At 35.3% G+C, this 19,779-nt stretch carries 18 protein-coding genes and 1 tRNA gene; 8 read left to right on the top strand and 11 right to left on the bottom strand.

Translation table 11 applies throughout. The features are described from left to right. Window positions 1-33 precede the first annotated feature (33 nt). From J3U66_RS11480 to xerD, 5 genes are all read right to left on the bottom strand, one after another. Window positions 34-1,518, bottom strand: coding sequence for an NAD(P)H-hydrate dehydratase (locus tag J3U66_RS11480; RefSeq protein ID WP_267349063.1), 1,485 nt, complete (start codon window positions 1,516-1,518; stop codon window positions 34-36). Window positions 1,519-1,595: 77 nt separating this feature from the next. After that, window positions 1,596-2,990, bottom strand: a complete 1,395-nt coding sequence (gene mpl, locus J3U66_RS11475) for a UDP-N-acetylmuramate:L-alanyl-gamma-D-glutamyl-meso-diaminopimelate ligase (protein WP_267334304.1) — start codon at window positions 2,988-2,990, stop codon at window positions 1,596-1,598. Between the two features lie 122 nt (window positions 2,991-3,112). Beyond that, window positions 3,113-4,849 carry a single-stranded-DNA-specific exonuclease RecJ gene (gene recJ / locus J3U66_RS11470; protein WP_267344676.1) on the bottom strand — a complete coding sequence of 579 codons (1,737 nt, stop codon included), beginning with the start codon at window positions 4,847-4,849 and terminating at the stop codon, window positions 3,113-3,115. 82 nt (window positions 4,850-4,931) lie between these two features. Further along, window positions 4,932-5,630, bottom strand: coding sequence for a bifunctional protein-disulfide isomerase/oxidoreductase DsbC (dsbC, locus tag J3U66_RS11465; RefSeq protein ID WP_267334306.1), 699 nt, complete (start codon window positions 5,628-5,630; stop codon window positions 4,932-4,934). A gap of 24 nt (window positions 5,631-5,654) precedes the next feature. Next, the gene (xerD, locus tag J3U66_RS11460; RefSeq protein ID WP_267349061.1) at window positions 5,655-6,569 is read right to left on the bottom strand and encodes a site-specific tyrosine recombinase XerD; all 915 of its coding nucleotides are present in this window, start codon (window positions 6,567-6,569) and stop codon (window positions 5,655-5,657) included. A gap of 242 nt (window positions 6,570-6,811) precedes the next feature. Here xerD and J3U66_RS11455 point away from each other — a divergent pair, with 242 nt between their 5' ends. Both J3U66_RS11455 and grxB read left to right on the top strand, forming a co-directional pair. Further along, complete coding sequence (locus J3U66_RS11455) at window positions 6,812-7,438, top strand: Pr6Pr family membrane protein (RefSeq protein ID WP_267334308.1); 627 nt, start codon at window positions 6,812-6,814, stop codon at window positions 7,436-7,438. Next, a complete protein-coding gene (gene grxB / locus J3U66_RS11450) occupies window positions 7,435-8,085 on the top strand; it encodes a glutaredoxin 2 (protein ID WP_267349059.1) in 651 nt (216 codons plus the stop codon). The genes J3U66_RS11455 and grxB overlap by 4 nt, the downstream gene beginning before the upstream one ends. Before the next feature lie 158 nt (window positions 8,086-8,243). Here the strand turns inward: grxB and J3U66_RS11445 are convergent, their stop codons facing one another. After that, the gene (locus tag J3U66_RS11445; RefSeq protein WP_416379612.1) at window positions 8,244-9,278 is read right to left on the bottom strand and encodes a tagatose 1,6-diphosphate aldolase; all 1,035 of its coding nucleotides are present in this window, start codon (window positions 9,276-9,278) and stop codon (window positions 8,244-8,246) included. A gap of 290 nt (window positions 9,279-9,568) precedes the next feature. Between J3U66_RS11445 and J3U66_RS11440 the strand changes: the two genes are divergently transcribed. From J3U66_RS11440 to J3U66_RS11430, 3 genes are all read left to right on the top strand, one after another. Then, on the top strand, window positions 9,569-10,888 hold the full coding sequence (locus J3U66_RS11440; RefSeq protein WP_267349057.1) for an MFS transporter: 1,320 nt from the start codon (window positions 9,569-9,571) through the stop codon (window positions 10,886-10,888). A gap of 271 nt (window positions 10,889-11,159) precedes the next feature. Next, window positions 11,160-12,194, top strand: a complete 1,035-nt coding sequence (gene adhP / locus J3U66_RS11435) for an alcohol dehydrogenase AdhP (RefSeq protein ID WP_267334312.1) — start codon at window positions 11,160-11,162, stop codon at window positions 12,192-12,194. Window positions 12,195-12,361: 167 nt separating this feature from the next. After that, window positions 12,362-13,810, top strand: a complete 1,449-nt coding sequence (locus J3U66_RS11430; RefSeq protein ID WP_267334313.1) for an APC family permease — start codon at window positions 12,362-12,364, stop codon at window positions 13,808-13,810. A 125-nt stretch (window positions 13,811-13,935) separates the two neighbouring features. Here J3U66_RS11430 and rimL read toward each other — a convergent pair whose 3' ends face one another. From rimL to J3U66_RS11410, 4 genes are all read right to left on the bottom strand, one after another. Beyond that, window positions 13,936-14,487, bottom strand: coding sequence for a 50S ribosomal protein L7/L12-serine acetyltransferase (gene rimL, locus J3U66_RS11425; protein WP_267334314.1), 552 nt, complete (start codon window positions 14,485-14,487; stop codon window positions 13,936-13,938). Window positions 14,488-14,733: 246 nt separating this feature from the next. Beyond that, a complete protein-coding gene (locus J3U66_RS11420) occupies window positions 14,734-16,101 on the bottom strand; it encodes a PTS ascorbate transporter subunit IIC (protein WP_267344668.1) in 1,368 nt (455 codons plus the stop codon). A gap of 20 nt (window positions 16,102-16,121) precedes the next feature. Continuing rightward, window positions 16,122-16,394 (bottom strand): PTS sugar transporter subunit IIB, encoded by a 273-nt coding sequence (locus tag J3U66_RS11415; RefSeq protein WP_065634032.1) that lies wholly within the window; start codon window positions 16,392-16,394, stop codon window positions 16,122-16,124. 29 nt (window positions 16,395-16,423) lie between these two features. Then, window positions 16,424-16,867 carry a PTS sugar transporter subunit IIA gene (locus tag J3U66_RS11410; protein WP_267334316.1) on the bottom strand — a complete coding sequence of 148 codons (444 nt, stop codon included), beginning with the start codon at window positions 16,865-16,867 and terminating at the stop codon, window positions 16,424-16,426. A gap of 549 nt (window positions 16,868-17,416) precedes the next feature. Here J3U66_RS11410 and J3U66_RS11405 point away from each other — a divergent pair. The 3 genes from J3U66_RS11405 (at window position 17,417) to J3U66_RS11395 (ending at window position 19,417) form a co-directional block, all read left to right on the top strand. Continuing rightward, the gene (locus tag J3U66_RS11405; protein WP_267349056.1) at window positions 17,417-18,703 is read left to right on the top strand and encodes a PAAR domain-containing protein; all 1,287 of its coding nucleotides are present in this window, start codon (window positions 17,417-17,419) and stop codon (window positions 18,701-18,703) included. A gap of 23 nt (window positions 18,704-18,726) precedes the next feature. Continuing rightward, entirely contained in the window at window positions 18,727-19,044 is a 318-nt protein-coding gene (locus J3U66_RS11400) for a hypothetical protein (RefSeq protein WP_267349055.1), read from the top strand. A gap of 181 nt (window positions 19,045-19,225) precedes the next feature. After that, complete coding sequence (locus tag J3U66_RS11395; protein WP_267349053.1) at window positions 19,226-19,417, top strand: hypothetical protein; 192 nt, start codon at window positions 19,226-19,228, stop codon at window positions 19,415-19,417. 272 nt (window positions 19,418-19,689) lie between these two features. Here J3U66_RS11395 and J3U66_RS11390 read toward each other — a convergent pair. Next, a tRNA-Pro gene (locus tag J3U66_RS11390) sits at window positions 19,690-19,766 on the bottom strand. Window positions 19,767-19,779: the final 13 nt, after the last annotated feature.

Raw genomic sequence — 19,779 nt, 5'->3', positions numbered from 1 at the left:
AATGCATTGAGTTTTGAGCCTATTGTATCGGGGTTAATTGGGTAGTATATGTGTTAAACCTTCGATGATATCAGAAGCTAATAAACTGTATTTATTTAATTTTTCAGCTGCCTTATTACCAGCCAAACCATGCAAGTAAACACTTACTGGGGCTGCTTGAGCTACGGGTAAGTGACCGGCAATGAGTCCTGCTATAATACCAGTTAACACATCACCTGATCCAGCAGTTGCCATACCATTATTGCCTGATTGATTAATATAGGTTGGTTTGTTAGGGTGGGCAACGACGGTCTTAGCATCTTTAAGCACACAAATGACATTGTGTTGTTGCGAAAATGCTTTTGCTGTTGCGATTAAATTATTTTTAATCTTATCGATAGGTAGCTTTGTTAAGTTCGCCATTTCACCTAAATGTGGCGTAAGAATAAGGGTTGATTTTGCCTGTTCAAGTAATGACAAATCTTGCGATAAAACATTAAGCCCGTCAGCATCAATAATTATTGGTACGGTTGCATGGTGAACAACATAAGATAAAATCTTATAAGTATCATCAGATATCCCCATACCGGGACCGATAACAATTACTGATGCCCAATTTATCCCTGTTTCAAGTTCAGTAAAATTAACTTGATTCGGCGTAAAAGGCGATAATAATGCTTCGGGGAGTTGAGATAATAAAATACCGCTATTACAACTTGGTGTGTAAATACGTACTAACCCAGCACCAGCTCGATAGGCGGCTTTAGCCGAAAAGTAAGCGGCACCGGACATGTTTTGCGAACCGGCTATGGTCAATACTCTACCATAAGAGCCTTTATGGGAATCATTTGCTCGCACAGGTAACAAGTTATCCAGATCATCTTGCTCAAAGGTATAATGCGCTGCTGGTTTGTCAGCATAAATGCCAATATCGGCAATGGTTATTTTGCCGGCTAGTTCAATGCCAGGATAAAAAGATAATCCGAGCTTAGCATAGGCAAACGTTACTGTCTGTTTCGCGTTTACCGCAGCACCTAATATTTTACCGGTGTTAGCACACACGCCGGAAGGGATATCAATAGCGAGTATATCGCCATGACTTTGATTAATCAGCTCAATCGCTCGCAAAAAATCACCACTAACATCTCGATTAAGGCCAATACCAAAAATGGCATCCACAACTGTTGTATAAGATGAAAGTGAATCAGGTAACGATATCATGATAGGGATTTGATAGTGCTGAGCTATTTTGATTTGTTGTAATGTTTCGGTCGAAGCATTATCAGCATTACCGACTAAATAGATAACAACATCAATTTGTTGTAATTTGAGTAGCCGAGCAACGGCAATACCGTCTCCGCCATTATTACCATAACCACATAGGAGCGCAACTTTGTTTAAATCAAATTCACCAGATTTAAGTTGTTTGATAACAGCAAGGGCAGCGCGTTCCATAAGTACCAATGGGGGTAAGCCCACATCCGAAGTTGTATAAGTATCGAATTGTTTCATTTCAGATGAGGTGACCAAGTATTGCATACTGCCTCCGTCTTGCCTTTAAAAAATAGCCACATTATGTGGCTAAATTATTATGGTGAGTTAATCTAATTTCTGTTTTAGATCAATAATTGTTCTTCTTGCTGATCTTTGAGTTGCTGCCTTTCTAAACTTTCTAGAATTTTTTTATGGATGCCACTAAAACCACCATTGCTCATAATCAAAATTGCATCAGTCGGTTTAGCTGATTTGCTGATCATCTCAACTAATAGATCGATATCCCCAGACCAATGTGCAGGCTGGATGCAGGCATCAACCACATCTGCAACTAACCAAGGTAAATGTTCAGGTTGAAAGATGAAAATTTCGTCAGCTCGTCCTAGTGAAGGTGCTAATTCATCTTTTGATACACCCAATTTCATGGTATTTGATCGCGGCTCAAGTACGGCTAATATTCGACGATTAGCCCCAATTTTGCTACGTAATGCTTCTAATGTAGCCAATATTGCTGTTGGATGATGGGCAAAATCATCATATATTTCGATATTATTGACTTCTCCATACAGCTCTAAGCGTCTTTTAGCGTTAACAAAAGTGCTTAATGCCTCGCATGCATCAGCAGGTGCAATTCCGACATTATGCGCAGCTGCAATCGCCATTAATGCATTATGCATATTATGTTCGCCAACAAGTGAATATTGCACTTCACCGACTTTTTGATTATTAAAATAAACCGCAAAATGACTTGCATCATTATTAATGCGTTGTGCAAGCCAGCCATTTTCAGATTCAGTAAATGTTTGTTCACTCCAACAGCCTTTAGCGAGTACTTGTTTTAAGTTGACATCGTCTTGTGGTGAAATGATAAGCCCTTTACTGGGTACTAAGCGCACTAAATGATGAAATTGTCTTTGAATTGCACTAAGATCATCAAAGATATCGGCATGATCAAATTCTAAATTATTCATTATCAAGGTTTTAGGACAATAATGCATGAATTTAGAACGTTTATCAAAAAAAGAACAATCATATTCATCGGCTTCAATAACAAAAAAGTTGCCTTCCCCCAGTCTTGCTGATACATCAAAATTACCCGGTACACCACCAATAACAAAGCCTTGATTATAACCTTGCTTTTCTAAAATCCAGTTAACCATACCTGCTGTTGTTGTTTTACCATGAGTACCGGCAACGGCTATGACCCAACGGTTGCATAAAACGTTATCGTGCAGCCACTGTGGTGCAGAAATATAAGGGATATTGTTATCAAGAATATATTCAATACAAGGATTACCCCTTGATAAAGCGTTACCAATAATAACTAAATCTGGTGTAGGTGTGAGTTGTACTGGGTCGTACCCTTCAATAATCTCTATATTTTCTTTTTGTAAGAGAGTACTCATGGGTGGGTAAACATTTTTGTCTGAACCAGTAACTTTATGGCCTAGTGATCGGGCTATCAAAGCAATTCCTGCCATAAATGTGCCACAAATCCCTAGAATATGAATACGCATTTTTAATCCTTAACTTTTATAAAATATATCGATGATAATAATTGTTTATCACTATAGTCGTTTTGAATGGTAATGAGATTCAACACCGATAGGTAAAGTTTATTATAGACGATTTTAAATCGTTATGCGATAGGCCATATATATCGAATCATTAACTTTGCCGCCTGATTACCTCGAAAATCATCTACAACTAAATGGTAAACAATTTTGACTTTTTTTATTGATTGATCCGGCCATTGTTGCAAATTAGCATTAAATAATATGCCTTCTATCAGACTACCACCATTTTGGGGTTCTAACACTAATCTAAGGTGTTTTTCTGCAAATAGGCGTTGCTGATGGATAATAAATTCCCCATCAAAAATAGGTTCATCAAACCCCTCACCCCAAGGTCCTCCCTCTTTCAATTGCAAAGCTATTGCATAATTAAAATCTTGTCCATCGATCTCACCATCAGTTTCTATTGTTGGTTGTAATACCTCATCACTTAATTTGTCATTTAATAGCGTTTCAAAACTGTCTCTAAATAGCTCGATGTCTTGTTCACGAATCGTTAAACCAACCGCCATTGCATGACCACCAAAACTCACGATTAAGTTCGGGTGTTTTTGATCCAGTTCATCAAGTACATCACGTAAGTGAACACCTGGAATTGATCTGCCTGAACCTTTTAAATGCCCATCTTGGGTTGAAGCAAAGGAGATAACCGGGCGATAATATTTATCTTTTAATCGTGCCGATAAAATACCGATAATACCTTGATGCCACTGTGGGTGGTAAACGACAATAGCATTTGGGATGGATGTATCTTGTTTTTCAAGCTGTTGAATATATGCTAATGCTTCTTTCTGCATTGTTTGTTCAATTAGCTTGCGATCAGTATTGAGTATATCAAGATCTGTTGCTTGCTGAACTGCTAAGTCAAAATCATCACAGAGTAGTAGTTCAACACCTAGTGCCATATTATCCATTCTGCCTGCTGCATTGAGTCTTGGTGCAACATAGTAGGCTAAATCAATCGCTGTGAAGGAAATTGCTTCTTTTTTCGCGATATGTAACAGCGCTTTAATACCATTACAACAATAGCCAGATCGTATTCTATTCATGCCTTGGTGCACTAATATTCGATTATTATGGTCAAGTTTGACAACGTCAGCAATGGTACCTAAAGCGACTAAATCTAATAGATTGGCGATATTGTACTCGGTTAGATTATTCTTAAGGAACCAATTTTCTTTGCGTAATTTAGCTCTTAATGCCAGCATAAAATAGAATGCAACACCGACGCCAGCAAGATGTTTAGATGGAAAAGTGCAATTAGGTAAATTGGGATTAATTATTGCATCTGCAATAGGTAACTGTTCAGGGCATAAATGGTGATCGGTAATAATCACTGTTAAGTTAGCTTGCTTGGCAAATTTTACGGCTTCTAATGCGGCAATACCGTTATCAACAGTGATAATGAGATCTGCGTGTCTTGACATTGCTTTTTCAACAACACCTACACTTAAGCCGTAGCCATCTTCAAAACGATCTGGGATGATATAATCAACAAATTGGCAGCCCATCTTTCTTAGTGCAGTAACCGTTAATGCGGTACTTGTGGCTCCATCGGTATCAAAATCGCCAACAACGATGATACGTTGATTATTTTTTATTGCAGAATAAAGAATTTCAACAGCAGTGGTTGTTCCATCTAACTTATCATAATTGCACAAATTACGCGTAGAATAGTCTAGCTCTTGCATTGATTTGATATCTCGCATGGCATAGACTCGTTGCAATAATGGCGGAATATCTTGCGAGAATTCAGGAAGCGTTTGTGGTAATTGTCGATGTATTATTCTATTTTTATTCATATTTAAAATGTTAGCGCTAAAGCGCTAACACAAGTTGTTATAGTGGTTAGTTCGAATATTGATTGTTGTGATAAACGACTAATTATTTAACAGATTTTTTATTCAAAATATCAAGCAATTTATCAGCCGGGACATAACCTGACACCAGTTGGCCATCAGCTAAAACAATAGCTGGGGTTCCACTAATACCGAGTTGCTTACCAACATTAAATTGTTGAGTGACATAAGGTACCATACTGCTAGCGGGTGAAATCGTATTACCTTTATAGGCATTATCAAAAGCAGCTTTACGATCGGCAACACTCCAGATTGATTGCATGTTTTTGCCTACTTCACTATCCGCTCCCGCACGTGGGAACGCAAAATAGTGGATTGAAATGCCTGCATCTAAATATTTATCAATATTTTCATGCAGTAATTTACAATAATGACAAGTATAGTCAGTAAACACCGAAATAACATATTTTTCGTTTGGTGCTTTATAAACAATTGCATCTTTCTCAATAGATTTGATTAATTTAACATTGTTACTATTAGCGATGTTAACCGGTTCGTTACCTTCTAAGTTATAGAAAGGACCTTGCGTTAAATATTTACCATCATCAGAAACATAAAAAATACCATCAGGTGTATTAACACTTTTTAGTCCTTTTACAGGGCTGTCGGCAATTTTTAAGTCTTTTTCAGTATAACCTAATTTGCCGAGTGTTTTGGCAATATCAGCATTACTTGCCAGTACTGATGTTGAAATTAATGCTAAACCTAAAACTAATTTTTTCATTCAATTATCCTTATTTTTTAAGCATTATGCTCGAGGATGATGCTTACTGTGTAACTGTTTTAATCTTTCTGTTGCCACATGGGTATAGATTTGCGTTGTCGATAAGCTACTATGACCCAGCAACATTTGCACTACCCGCAAATCTGCACCATGGTTAAGCAAATGTGTTGCAAACGCATGTCGCAGTACGTGGGGTGAGAGTGCTTCAATATTAATGCCGGTTAGTATGGCATAATATTTGATTCGATGCCAGAATGTCTGTCGAGTCATTTTTTTACCTAATCGGCTAGGGAACAGCACGTCAATCGGCCCAGATTTTAAAAGATCATTACGGGCATATTTGAAATAGTATTCTAACCAATAAATGGCTTCTTCCCCCAGTGGCACTAAGCGCTCTTTATTACCTTTACCAATTACCCTTATCACCCCTTGCCGCAAACTGACATCACTGATTTCTAAATTGACTAATTCACTAACCCGTAATCCAGTTGCATAAAGCACTTCTAGCATAGCTTTGTCGCGTAGTTCGATAGGGTCATCAGTACTGGGCGATTCAAGCAACGCATCGACTTGTGATTCGGTTAAATCTTTAGGTAATTTTTTGGGTAATTTGGGCGATGACAAAACGGCAGAGGGATCATCGGTGCGATAATTTTCTTGATACAAATATTGAAAAAAACGTTTAGTTGCACTTAATAAACGTGCCGAGCTACTGGCTTTATAACCATCTTGCACGCGCTGCATTAAAAAATTTTGTAAATTAATGGTCTGCGCGCTTAGCATTGTGACATTTTGTTGCTGTAATGAGTGGCTAAGTGCAAACAAATCGAGTTTGTAAGATTCTATCGTGTTTTCTGCTAGATTACGCTCTAGCCATAATGAATCTAAAAACTGTTCAATTAACACTTTACTTTGTGTCGCAATACTTTTATTTGACATTCATGGTCATCTCTATATTCAATTTATTTACGTCATTATATACCAACTTGCTGACCGTTGCAGTTTAGACCAAGTAATGGCATGTAAATGAAAGTACCTTGTTATATTTATTGGGTAATGGTTTTTTAGGTCGATTTATGCAAACTTAATTATAGCAAGTCAATTAACACATGATTCTCTTTTGTATTTTTAATAATATCTGATATATATTTGCATTAATATTTTATTTTGTGATGATGTGTATGTTAAAACGCGCTGTACCTCTTTTTATTGGGCTATATGCTTTTTTTGTTATTGGTATAGAAACTTATCTTTATTGGCATGCTCAACTTCAACCTTGGCAACCAGCGACGCCAGTTGGTCGAATCATTTTTTATTATAGTTTTTTTACTGTGTTATCGAATTTGATGTTGGCGGTGAGTTGTTTGTGGCTATTTTTTAATCCTAGTTGCCATCGTTTTAGCTTTAAAATTATTCGGTTAAATGGGCTAGTAGGCGTGATAATCACTTCTATCGTTTATAACTTAATGTTACGCGCTATTCATAAACCGCCAAATGATTTATTAAAATTCACCAATGAAAGTTTACATGTTGTTATACCGTTACTCGGTGTTTTGAGTTGGTTAATTTGGGGACCATTTCGACGCATTAATTTTCGAGTGATAATGGGTTCATTAGTCTGTATGTTAGCTTATGGCATATATATTTTTGTCAGAGGATACTATACTAATTTATATCCTTATCCTTTTATTAATGTTGTGAAAATAGGCTATCCGAAAGCGTTGTTTGCTGTCGGTATGGTTTTTTTATTGTTTTTAGGTTCAGCCTTATTTTTATGGGTAGTTGATTGTTTGAGGAGAAAAACATGAAGCTGTATATTTATGAACATTGTCCTTTTTGCGCCAGAGCAAGAATGATTTTTGGTTTAAAACACATACCAGTTAAATTAGAAGTATTTTTGAGTGATGATAACAAATCACCTGAAAGTATGATTGGTGAAAAAATGGTGCCAATTTTACAAAAAGATGATGGTAGTTATATGCCTGAAAGTTTAGATATTGTTGATTATGTTGATAATAATTATGGTGATAGCCCTATATTGATTGGCCCTAAATCAGCGAAAATTGCCGAGATAATAAAAAACATACAGCAGTATGATTATAAATTAGAGTGTCCGCGTTATATTAAACTGGGTTTAGCTGAGTTTGCTACACAAAGTGCCATTGAGAGTTTTGTCGCAAGTAAAGCTAAAAAGATGGGATCATTCGATGAATGTTTAGCGCAAACAAGTTCACTGGTTTTAGCTGTTTCTCAGTTGCTTGAACAACTAGATCCTTTGATTGTTTCACCACAAGCGTGTAATGGTCAATTGTCTTTAGATGATATTTGTCTATTTCCAGTATTACGTAATTTAACCTGTGTAAAAGATCTATCTTTTCCACCAAAAACGTTGGCTTATGTAACGGCAATGGCTAAATTGAGTCAGGTTGATCTATTTTTTGATCGCGCAATTTAATCAATCACTAAGTGAGTACGATAGCATGAGGCATTTTGACTGAGTTTGGTAACAGGGAAGATATTTAACGAGAGGTTGAAGAATATCACTATCAATTTTGTTCTTTCATTAATTCACTCATCACGTTTAGGTGATGAGTGTTAATTTATTGATTTACATTAGTCACCTAATTTTAGATCAATTACTTCAATACTGTCTTTACCACCATAGATATCATACCAAGGTGTAGCGTATTGTTTTAAAATTTTGTTAAGGTGCTCAACATTTTCACGACCAGTTTGATCTAACCAGCGTTTTAAACCCTCTTTACCGTCTTTAGCATAAGCCGCAACGCCTTCAAACCATGTTGCACGACCACCTAAAATACCACTATATTTAGCGCCATTCTCACCAGCAAAAATTAATTCTTGATGGAACGTTTTTGTTGGTACGCCCGCACTTAAATAGATAAATGGACGAGTTGCCGCATCGCTAGCTTGTTTAAAATAATCGGCAGCTTGTTTTTGAGTATAGACAACTACGTTGTTATCATTAAATCCTTCTACATTTTTAAACAACACGGGTACTTCAACTTTAAGTACATCAATGTAATATTGGTTTTTAGTGAATTCTTTAATGGTGTTAATCACTTTTTGTGGTTTTATTTTGGCAAACTCAGGGCTTTTATCATCGGTCACGACATTATCATAGACAATTGGTTCGACAAATAATGGAATATCGGCAGCTCTGGCTTCTGTACCAACACGTTCTAGAAAGGCATGTTTTTTCTCTAAAATATCTTTAGGATCATCGGGATTATAATAAACTAATACTTTTGCTGCATCAGCCCCTTTTTTCAATAATCGTTGTAGAGAGTCTTCAGGTAAAACATCAGGTAAACGGCCAGGCGTGTTTGCATCATAACCGGTTTTCTCATAAGAAATGATTAATCCCGCATCCTTATTTTTTTTAGCCATACCTTTAAAGCCATATTCTTCATCTAACAAAATTGCACTCACATATTTTGTTAATTCTTGTGAAACAAGTTCTTTAAATTCATAGACCATTTCAACATTATAACGATCTTTACCAACAGCCGCTTCCATCATTTTTACCATTGAACCACGTTGGTCGATTGCTAGTGCCGCAATAACGCCATCTTGGTTTGATAACTGTTGCATGCGAGTGAATTTTCCACGAGAAATACGTTTTATACCCATTTTATAACTCTCCATTTAAAAAGATTTTATGATTGTAGTTTCTTTTCGCGACGATTTATTAATCATTTAGTGCTAGTTTAGATTATATACATAATTTAATAAATTGCAGTTTATTATCATCATTTTATCAGGACAATAAAAGAGCAATATGCACAAGTTAGTTTTAAGCGTTATACAATGTAAATTGGCGTATTATTTGATATTTTTCTTCCAAAAAAATTGTGTTGAGGTATATTAGTACACAATAATAGACTATGTGTAAAATATACTTTACAAGGATAATCATGTCATACGCACAAAACGCGACGCCAACTCGAACCTTAAACAATCAAGACTATAAAACTTTGGCTTTATCAGCACTAGGTGGTGCATTAGAGTTTTATGATTTTATTATATTTGTCTTTTTTTCCATTATTATTAGCCATCTTTTTTTTCCGGATGATATGCCAGCATGGTTAAGTCAAGTGCAAACATTTGGGATTTTTGCGGCAGGCTATTTAATTCGTCCATTTGGTGGCATTGTTATGGCACATTTTGGCGATTTATTTGGTCGCAAACGGATGTTTACGTTAAGCATTCTTTTAATGGCATTACCTACACTATTCATTGGTTGTTTACCGACTTATACTAATATTGGCATTTTAGCGCCTATTTTGTTATTAATTATGCGACTGTGCCAAGGTCTTGCTGTGGGCGGGGAGGTGCCTGGTGCTTGGACGTTTGTTGCCGAGCATGTTCCCAATAATAAAATTGGCTTAGCTTGTGGAATATTAACAAGTGGTTTAAGTTTGGGCATTTTGCTTGGTTCACTGGTTTCAACTGTAATGAATAAAAGCATTTCACCCGAACAAATGAGTGATTGGGGTTGGCGGATTCCATTTATTATTGGCGGGATATTTGGTTTAATCGCCATGTATTTACGTCGTTGGTTGAAAGAAACGCCAATTTTTCTAGAAATACAAAAACGAAAGCAACAAGAATTAGCAAAAAAAATTCCAGTTATAACAGTATTAACTCAGTATTTACCTCAAACTATTTTATCTATGCTACTTACTTGGGTATTATCGGCAGGTATTATGGTTATTATGTTAATGACCCCAATTTTATTGCAAAAGCAGTTTGGATTTTCTGCTATTGATGCATTGCAAGGTAATATACTCGCTATTATTGGACTAATCATGAGTTGCACTTTTTATGGCATGATGATGGATAGATTTGCTATGGGTAAAGTGTTATTTATTGGCTGTCTTATTGCTGTTGCTATAATTTCAATTTTCTATTTTTCATTAGATAACCCGCATCTTTTATTAATCACTTATCCTTTAGCTGGTTTTGGTGTTGGTATTGTTGGCTCGTTTGCTTATTTTATGGTTAAAGTGTTTCCTGCTGAAATTCGTTATAGTGGTGTTTCATTTTCGTTTAATATGGCCTATGCAATTGCCGGAGGATTAACACCTTTATTTATATCGTTCTTTAGCGATTTTGTTAGCAAAATGGCGCCTGCGATTTATGTGGTAGGGCTGTTTGGCTTAGGTGCGTTAATTGGTTTGTATTTATCCATGAAAAATAATAGCCAAAAATATATCGCTAAAGATATTGCTTAATATTCACTTTTCTCAATTTAAAATTAGAGGAACAATAAACACAGTTTTGTTCCTCTTTTTTATCAACTTATCCATTTATTCATCTACTCACGTTAACGGCTTTATTTTATCATTTTTTAATCTAATTTGGCTTGATGGCATTTTTTTATAAAGATTATTTAATAATCCTATTCTTTTGCAAATTTGTGAAATTAATCAAATTTTTAGAAAAAATTTAGTTTAAAATGAAAATCATTACATTTTAAACTTAAAACTTTTCAAGGAGAATATAATGAAAGCTGCTGTTATTAGACAAGAGTGTGATGGGCAAGTTGACATCAAAGATATTTCTCTTCGCCCTTTAGAAGCAGGTGAAGCTTTAGTCGATGTTGAATATTGTGGACTTTGTCATACCGATATTCATGTTGCATCGGGTGATTTTGGTAAAAAACCGGGGCGGGTTATTGGGCATGAGGGTGTGGGGATTGTGACTAAAATTGCACCTGATGTAAAAAGTTTAAAGATAGGCGATCGCGTCAGTATTGCATGGTTTCATGCCGGTTGTGGTACATGTGAATACTGTATTTCGGGTAATGAAACATTTTGTCGCCATGCGCTTAACTCGGGTTATAGTGTCGATGGTGGAATGGCAGAACAATGCATTGTTAAAGCTGATTATGCCGTTAAAGTCCCCGATGGGCTTGATCCTGCTCAAGCCACCAGTGTCACCTGTGCCGGCGTTACCACTTATAAAGGTATTAAAGTTGCAGACACAAAGCCCGGTCAATGGTTAGCCGTGTTTGGCATTGGTGGGTTAGGCACACTTGCTATTGAGTATGGAAAAAAGGTTTTTAATAACAAAGTTGTCGCAATTAGCAATAGTGACAGTCAGTTAGCGTTATGTAAAACATTAGGAGCTGATTTAGTGGTTAATCCGAAAAAGGTTGACGATGTGGGCGCTTATATTAAAGAACATACTGATGGCGGGGTTCATGGTGCGGTGGTGACTTCAGTAACTAAAACAGGCTTTAATCAAGCAATTAATTCTGTGCGTCCATTAGGACGAGTTGTTGCGTTAGGTTTACCTTCCGAAACCATGGACTTAAGCATTCCCAAAACAGTATTAGATGGTATACAAGTATTAGGTTCGCTTGTTGGTACGCGCGAAGATCTGGCGGAAGCATTTCGTTTTAGTGCTGAAGGTAAAGTGGTGCCTATTGTTGAGAAAAGGCCGCTCGAAGATATCAATGAAATGATCGAAGAAATGAAAGCAGGTAAAATTCGCGGTCGTATGGTGGTTGATATGAAAATGAAAAAGAAAAACTAATATTCATTTTACCAATTAATAAAAAAGTTAGTGTTTAGCTAACTTTTTTATAACCTTGATTTTTATGCCTTTCCAATTTTTTAAAATTAATCTTTCTTGTGTTTTATAAATAAATCCCTAATATAAGCCCATTTTGTAGATGTATTTTTATATTCAAGGGAACAGTTATGTCAGAACATAATCTAGAAAGTAAATTAAGAAAAGATCTTGGTTTAGTTTCTGCATTGTCGTTAGTTGTAGGAATGGTATTAGGGGCGGGCGCTTTTATGAAACCACCAGCCGTATTAGCCGTAGCTGGTGATTATAATTATGCGCTGCTAGCTTGGATAATTGGTGGTATTTTTTCTATTTGTGGGGGATTAACGCTGTGTGAATTGGGTGTTATGTTTCCAAAAACAGGTGGCATGCTCGTTTATTTAGAAAAAATCTATGGCCCTAAAATTGCTCATCTTTATGGCTGGATGATAACTGTGTTATTTGCGCCTTCTTTAGTTGGTGCGTTAGTTGGTTATTTTAGTTCAGTTTTTTGTTTGTTATTTAATATAGATGATAGTTATCGTATGGCGGTGAGCGCTGGCGTATTAGGCTTTATTGCATTTATTAATGCAATTGGTGTTAAACAGGCTGGGTATTTACAAACGCTAGCTACAGTTTGTAAATTAATCCCAATATTACTCTTAGCTGTATTTGGATTATGGAAGGGCAATGGTCAAGTTGCCTTATTTGGGGCTAGTGGGCAGGGTATTGAAACTTTTGCACCTTTCGCTGTAGCGATTTTGGCGACCTTGTTTGCTTATGATGGATGGGCACAAGTTGCTTCGGTTGCTGGTGAAATTCATAATCCGGCAAAAGTTTTACCTAAAGCAATTATTTTAGGCATCATATTTTTAGTTATTGTTTATGCTTGTATAAATATAGCACTGTTTAAAATATTTCCAGTTCAAGAAATGGTCACCCTTGGCCATGATGCTTCGGCTGTTGCCTCACAACGAATGTTTGGTCATTTAGGTGGGAATTTAGTGGCAGTAGGTATAATGGTATCAATTTTGGGTGGGATTAATGGGTATATTATGACATTATCTCGTACTATTTTTAGTATGGCTGAACGAGGTACGATTATTGGCGCTCGTTATCTTAGTACACTTGATGAAGCGAGTCGTTCACCAGTTAATGCGATCTCGGTATTAGTGGTGTTTGCCTTTTTATATTCAATCTTGCTTGATGCAGATCGTCTATCCGAGATATCCATGTTTTCAATATGGGTTTTTTATTTGCTGACGTTTATTGGCGTTATTATAGCGCGAAAAAAATATGCAGATATACCGCGTTCTTATAAAGTGATTGCTTATCCGATAGTTCCGATTATGGCGATCATTGGTGCAATTTATGTTATTTATGGCATGTTGGTTTATCAAACGTTTAATGGCATAGCATCAATAGTACTTACTCTACTTGGGTTACCATTATACTATTATTATCATAGCAAGAATAAAAATAGAGAGCTCTCCCTTGGCGAGATGAAAAAATATCGAACAAAAACACAATACCTCATCGCTATAGCAACTGTATTTGTGGTACTGCTGTTAGCAATTTGTGGTTATATCATCAATAAATAATTATTGCATGAGTGCATATTAAACGAACAGGCTATTACTTGATCAACACCGGCAATTGCCGGTTATGTTATTAAAAATGACAATCGTTGAGTTTTCAGTTTTACTGACAGATGTTCATTGTTGTTTTACATATAAGTTGAAATCAGTCCATAAATATTTTGGTCATGATAAATCCCATTTAAGTATTCGGCTTGTTTTAATCTTCCTTCATAACTAAAACCACAACGCTTTGCTACAGCGTTGCTTTTTATATTACTAACAGCACATTTAATAACAAACCGTTTAATAATTTTTTGTGATGCATAGTAGTTGGTAAGCGCTTGGACTGCTTGAGTCATAACACCTTTTCCTTCAGCTCGACTATCAAGCCAATATCCAATATAAGCTGTTTTATTGTTAGCATCGATTTGATTGAAAGACAATATACCGACAGCCCTATCATTTTGTATAATGACATAGGTTTTACTCTGATTTTGTTGATGTTTTAACCAGCACTCTTGTAAAAATTGAGCTGTATCTAACTCGTTTATCACAAATTTAGGCCATGCCATGAATTGGCTAAAATAGTTTCGATTAAAATCAATGACATTATATAGATCTTTAGCATAACTGTTATTAGCAGTTTTTAGTAATATATTGGGATTGACTAAAATACTCTCAGCTTGGCTAGTAGTCATTATTTGTTCCTTATTTCTTATAAATATATTGTCTGTGTCATTATTCTAACCGTCAAACACTCAAGGCAAATATAGCTTATCGATAGTAAAAAAAGCTTATCATGGTGCTTTGTGCATAGCCGAATGTAAGGTAATAATGATTAACTATAAGCGATAAATTATTAGTAAGTCTATAATGCACCCATAAAAAAATACCAGACTATGGTTTAGTCTGGTATAGCTTTTGAATAAAATAAAGCATATTGGTTATGCTTTATCGTTTTTGCTATTTTTAGGTTTTATCGTATAGTTGAAAATAACGAGTAAAGCGAAGATAGCTACAATAATTGCCATTATCACATCTTTATTAAACCATTTTGCCATATTACCGAGGATGATACCGACACCACAAAAATCAACATCAGAAAACGTAGTATTTGAAAAACCAAGTGAACCTAAAACTGGTAATAACATCACAGGTAAGAATGTTACCAATAATCCATTGGCAAATGCACCAAGCATGGCACCACGTCGGCCGCCCATTGCATTACCAAATACTCCAGCGGTTGCCCCACAGAAGAAATGCGGTACAACGCCCGGTAAAATTAATACTAAGTTTAATTGTCCAAGTACAAATAGTCCGACTAATCCACCTAAAAAACTACATAGAAAGCCAATTAATACTGCATTTGGTGCATAAGGAAATACGACAGGGCAGTCTAAAGCGGGTTTAGCATTCGGCACTAATTTTTCAGAAAAACCAGTAAATGCAGGGACAATCTCAGCTAGAATTAAGCGTACACCTTGTAGGATGATAAATACACCTGCGGCAAAAGTAATGGCTTCTATAATGGCATAAACGAGATAGTTATCACCTTTACTTAAAGTCGTTTCGACGTAGTTAGAGCCAGCAAAGATAGCAAGAATTAAATAGATAATCATCATGGTTAATGAGATTGAAATCGAACTGTCACGTAAAAAACTTAGATTTTTAGGTAGATTCATCTCTTCGGTTGAACGAGATCCTTTACCAACTGCCATTCCAAGCCAACCCGCTAAAACGTAACCTAATGTACCAAAGTGACCAAAAGCGACATCATCATTACCGGTTATTTTACGCATTTGCGGTTGTGCGAGTGCAGGGAAAAAGGCCATAATTAAGCCAAGTACTAATGATCCGGTGAAGACTAATTGCCATCCCTCAAACCCCGCTACCGTTAATATAATACTTATCATGCAAGCCATATAAAAAGTATGGTGACCGGTCAAGAAGATGAATTTTAAACGAGTAAAACGCGCAACGATAATATTGGCAACCATACCAAAGGCCATAATTAACGCTGTTGCTGCACCATACTCGTTAAGTGCCATTGAAACAATAGCTTCATTATTTGGAATAATACCCTGTAATTTAAACGCTTGTTCAAACATCATGCCTAATGGGGTAATAGCACTAATGAGTACGGTTGCCCCACCACTTAATACTAAAAAACCTAAAATGGTCTTAATGGTACCTTTGACGGTGTCAGCAAAGGATTTGCGCTGAGCAATAAGCCCAACCATGGCAATAAGTCCAACTAATATTGAAGGTACTTTTAAAATATCAACAATAAACTTTACTATTTCTTGTATCATAGCAAGTCCTCATAATATCATTAATGTTTAGCGAAATGTTCAACGAGTTTTGCTTCTAAATCGTTGATATCGATAATATTATTTAAAATAACTAATTTGTCCGCTGGAATGCCAGAGCTTGCCGCTAAATCCTTGGTCATGACAAATAAATCTGCTTGATCTGGGGTTGCTGAAGCAAGATCCGCATGGGTAACTTCAGCATCAACATTTAATTTTTTCAGAACTTTTTTGATATTCATTTCAACCATAAAACTACTACCAAGGCCTGAACCGCAAACTGCCATAATTTTCATTTTGTTTATCCTTTTATTTTTTATTAAAGTTAATAGTGTTTAACTACAGCCAAAATTTCATCGCGTTGTTGTGCTTGAAAAATTCTCTGCATATCTTTTGATTCGCCAAATAGCGCGGCTAATTGGGTTAACATTTCAATATGACTGGTACTATCACTCGCGGCTAATAAAGTAATTAAATAGACGGGATCATTTTCTTGCGAATTAAAATTAACGCCTTGTTTAACTAATAGCATAGATAGACCTAATTGATTCACCCCTTGCTCTGGTCTAGCATGTGGCATGGCAATACCTGGTGCTAAAACATAGTAAGGTCCAATGGATTGGTGTAGTTGAAAAATAGCTTGGATATAACTAGGTGAAATGGCATTACTTTCTAATAATGGCTTAGCACAAAGTTGTATTGCTTCTTTCCAATCATCAACGGAATCGACAATATTAACTGTCTGGTTAGTTAACCATTTATCTAACATTTTTCCTCCATTAAAATCGATACCTTAAGTATTTTTTTACAAACTAACATATTGGGAAATAATAAAAATTAAAAAATAATAGAAATGTGATAGCGCTATCAAAGTTAATTAAAATTTATCTGTTTTGTGATACAGATAACATTTTTAGTGAATAGATAAAAAAATATTTTTTAGATTACGAATATTATATCGATAATAATGATTGGAAAACAGATTTAAACAATCTCCCTCTTGATTGATAACCATATTTAAATTCATTTCACAGTTTTCAAATAAATAACCAGTAAATAATAAGGCTAACGTTAATAATTACTAAATGTGACATAAATCAAACTATTAAAAATTGGGTATGTTTAATTTTTGAGATTAAGATTTCTTCTTCATCCTAGGGCACGATATTATGTAAAAATAAGTAATCGTGTTATTTTTTCGCTAAATTAAAATAAGTTTATTGCTATAAAAAACAGATAATTAAAGTTTTTAAGCTTGTTTTTTGATTTATATGATATAGTGTTAATTGTTAAGAATTTGTTAAGTTGAGATATTGTAATGAGTAAAAAAGTTGCTGTAATCGGTGATGATACTACAACTGGTGGTAAAGTTATTTCGTCATCAGTTCTAGGTTTTAACCGCCTCGATGCTATAGCATGTTTAGGCGATTATGCTTCATGTCCTAAGTGTAACGGTTCTGGGAAAATTATTGAGGCGACCGATAAACTAATCATTGATGGCAAGCCAGCTGCTTATGATGGGTGTATTATTGCTTGTGGTTGCCGGCCTATAGGTGTTAATCGAATTATTGCAACCAAAAGTCTGATATTTGTTGATGTGGCAACCCCCAATTATACAAATAACTCAAAACCTATTAATAATACATTCTCAACAATCGCGCAAACTGATATTCCCACACAAATTAATTCATTAGTAGCATCAAATGAGGATAAAACAAAGATTCGTCTTGACGCTCAAAATTTACTTGATTGTGCGCATGAAGTTTGTGAAAAACACCTTTACCATGACAATATAAAACAAGATTTTATTGATGATATTGATAATTTCGCCACGCACATTGTAAATCAAGTCGAAAGCGGAGCGATGAGTTATGAACAAGGCTCAAAAGCGATAAAATCTGAAGAAAAGAGTTTATGGGATCAAAGCCTGTACTGGCTAGATCGGGGACTAAGTGTTTTAGGCGGTGCAGGCTTGATAATGACAGGGATTGCAATGTGCACAACTGGTGTGGGTTGTATACTTGGCACATATGTTGCCGCGCATGGTGTTAATAGTATTCAAGAAGGGGTTACCGGCGAGGATGGTTTTTTAAAATCTGCGTATCAAGATGCGGCGGAAGGATTAGGAATGTCTAAAGAGACAGGTTCTTTGGCTTATGATTTAGTTGATATAGGTATATCTGTACATGGTAAACTTAAATTAGTTCCTAAAATTGATAAAAGTTTTGCAATCAATAAATACAATCGTGTTAATTCAACGAAATTCAAATTATTTCATTATGGTAGAAAGGATTTGATACAAGCCTATAGACAGATGAATAAATGGTTGTTAGGTTCTGAAATATTGAGTGATGTTATATCATTATATAAAATTTATGAAGAGGCTGAAAATATATTAGTTAAAGACAATGAAAGTAGTGAGACAAATCTATATATTTCAAAACCAGAACAGATTGATAATATAGAGAAAATTGTAGATAGTTGTGCAATAGTAATACGTATTACAGGTAATGAATCTGATGCAGATGATCAACCTAATTACTCGCTGTGCACGCGCTTAGATGGTACTACATATCGGCAATATTTTGATGGCCATATTGAATAAAAGGAATAACAAAGATGATTATATTGATTTACATTGCGTATTACTTTATTTCAATTATACCTATTATTATTGCTTATCGTTTTAGAAAATATACAGTAAGTGATTATCACTATAACAAACGTTTGAAATGGCAAAGGCGTATTATGTTGGTTTTCCATTATATTGCTCTGCTTATTCAAGTTATAATTGCATGTAAACTTGAACGTATCGTTCGTTCTAATCCAGATTATGGTCCTCTTTTATTATCAGCATGTATATTTCTAATTATTTATAACTTTTTTTCAATATCCTGGTTAGAAAGCCCAAAAGAGTATTTAAAAAAGAAAAAAAAATGGAAATAATAATGAATTTAGTGAAGTGAGCTTTCCACCATTAACGACTAGAAAAATAACATAGATGATTATATTGATTTACATTGCGTATTACTTTTTCTCAATTTTGCCTATTATTACTTATCGTTTTCGAAAATATACAATAAGTGATTATCACTATAACAAACGTTTGAAATGGCAAAGGCGTATCATGTTGGTTTTTAATTATGTTGCTTCAGTTGCTCAAATTATAATTGCATGTGAACTTGAACGTATTGTTCGTTCTAATCAAGATTATGGTCCTCTTTTATTATCAGCATGTATATTTCTAATTATTTATCCTTTTCCAATATCCTGGTTAGAAAGCCCGAAAGAGTATAAAAAAAAGAAAAAATGGAAATAATAATGAATTTAGTGAAGTAAGCTTTCCACCATTAACGACTGTCGCATTACCTTACAAAAAATTGGATAATATATAGCGACGTTGATATCAAATAAATTAAATAAGAACAATGAGTTGGTTGAGCCAAAATTATCTCCATAAGTACCAGTGATTTAATCAAGAGTAAGTTTATAGTTGTTTGTGTTAAATAAGAGAATATAAGAAGAAATTTTTATTTTTAAAATGCTGATAGCAAAAAGCCTACTCAATGAGCAGGCTTTTTTATTTAAAATTGGTCGGCGAGAGAGGATTCGAACCTCCGACCCACTGGTCCCAAACCAGTTGCGCTACCAAGCTGCGCTACTCGCCGTTAGGATGCGCAT

Source organism: Gilliamella sp. B2969, assembly GCF_026536195.1.
Taxonomy (GTDB): domain Bacteria; phylum Pseudomonadota; class Gammaproteobacteria; order Enterobacterales; family Orbaceae; genus Gilliamella.
Note: the sequence above shows the minus strand (reverse complement) of the source record. Positions and strands in the feature narration are given on the sequence as shown.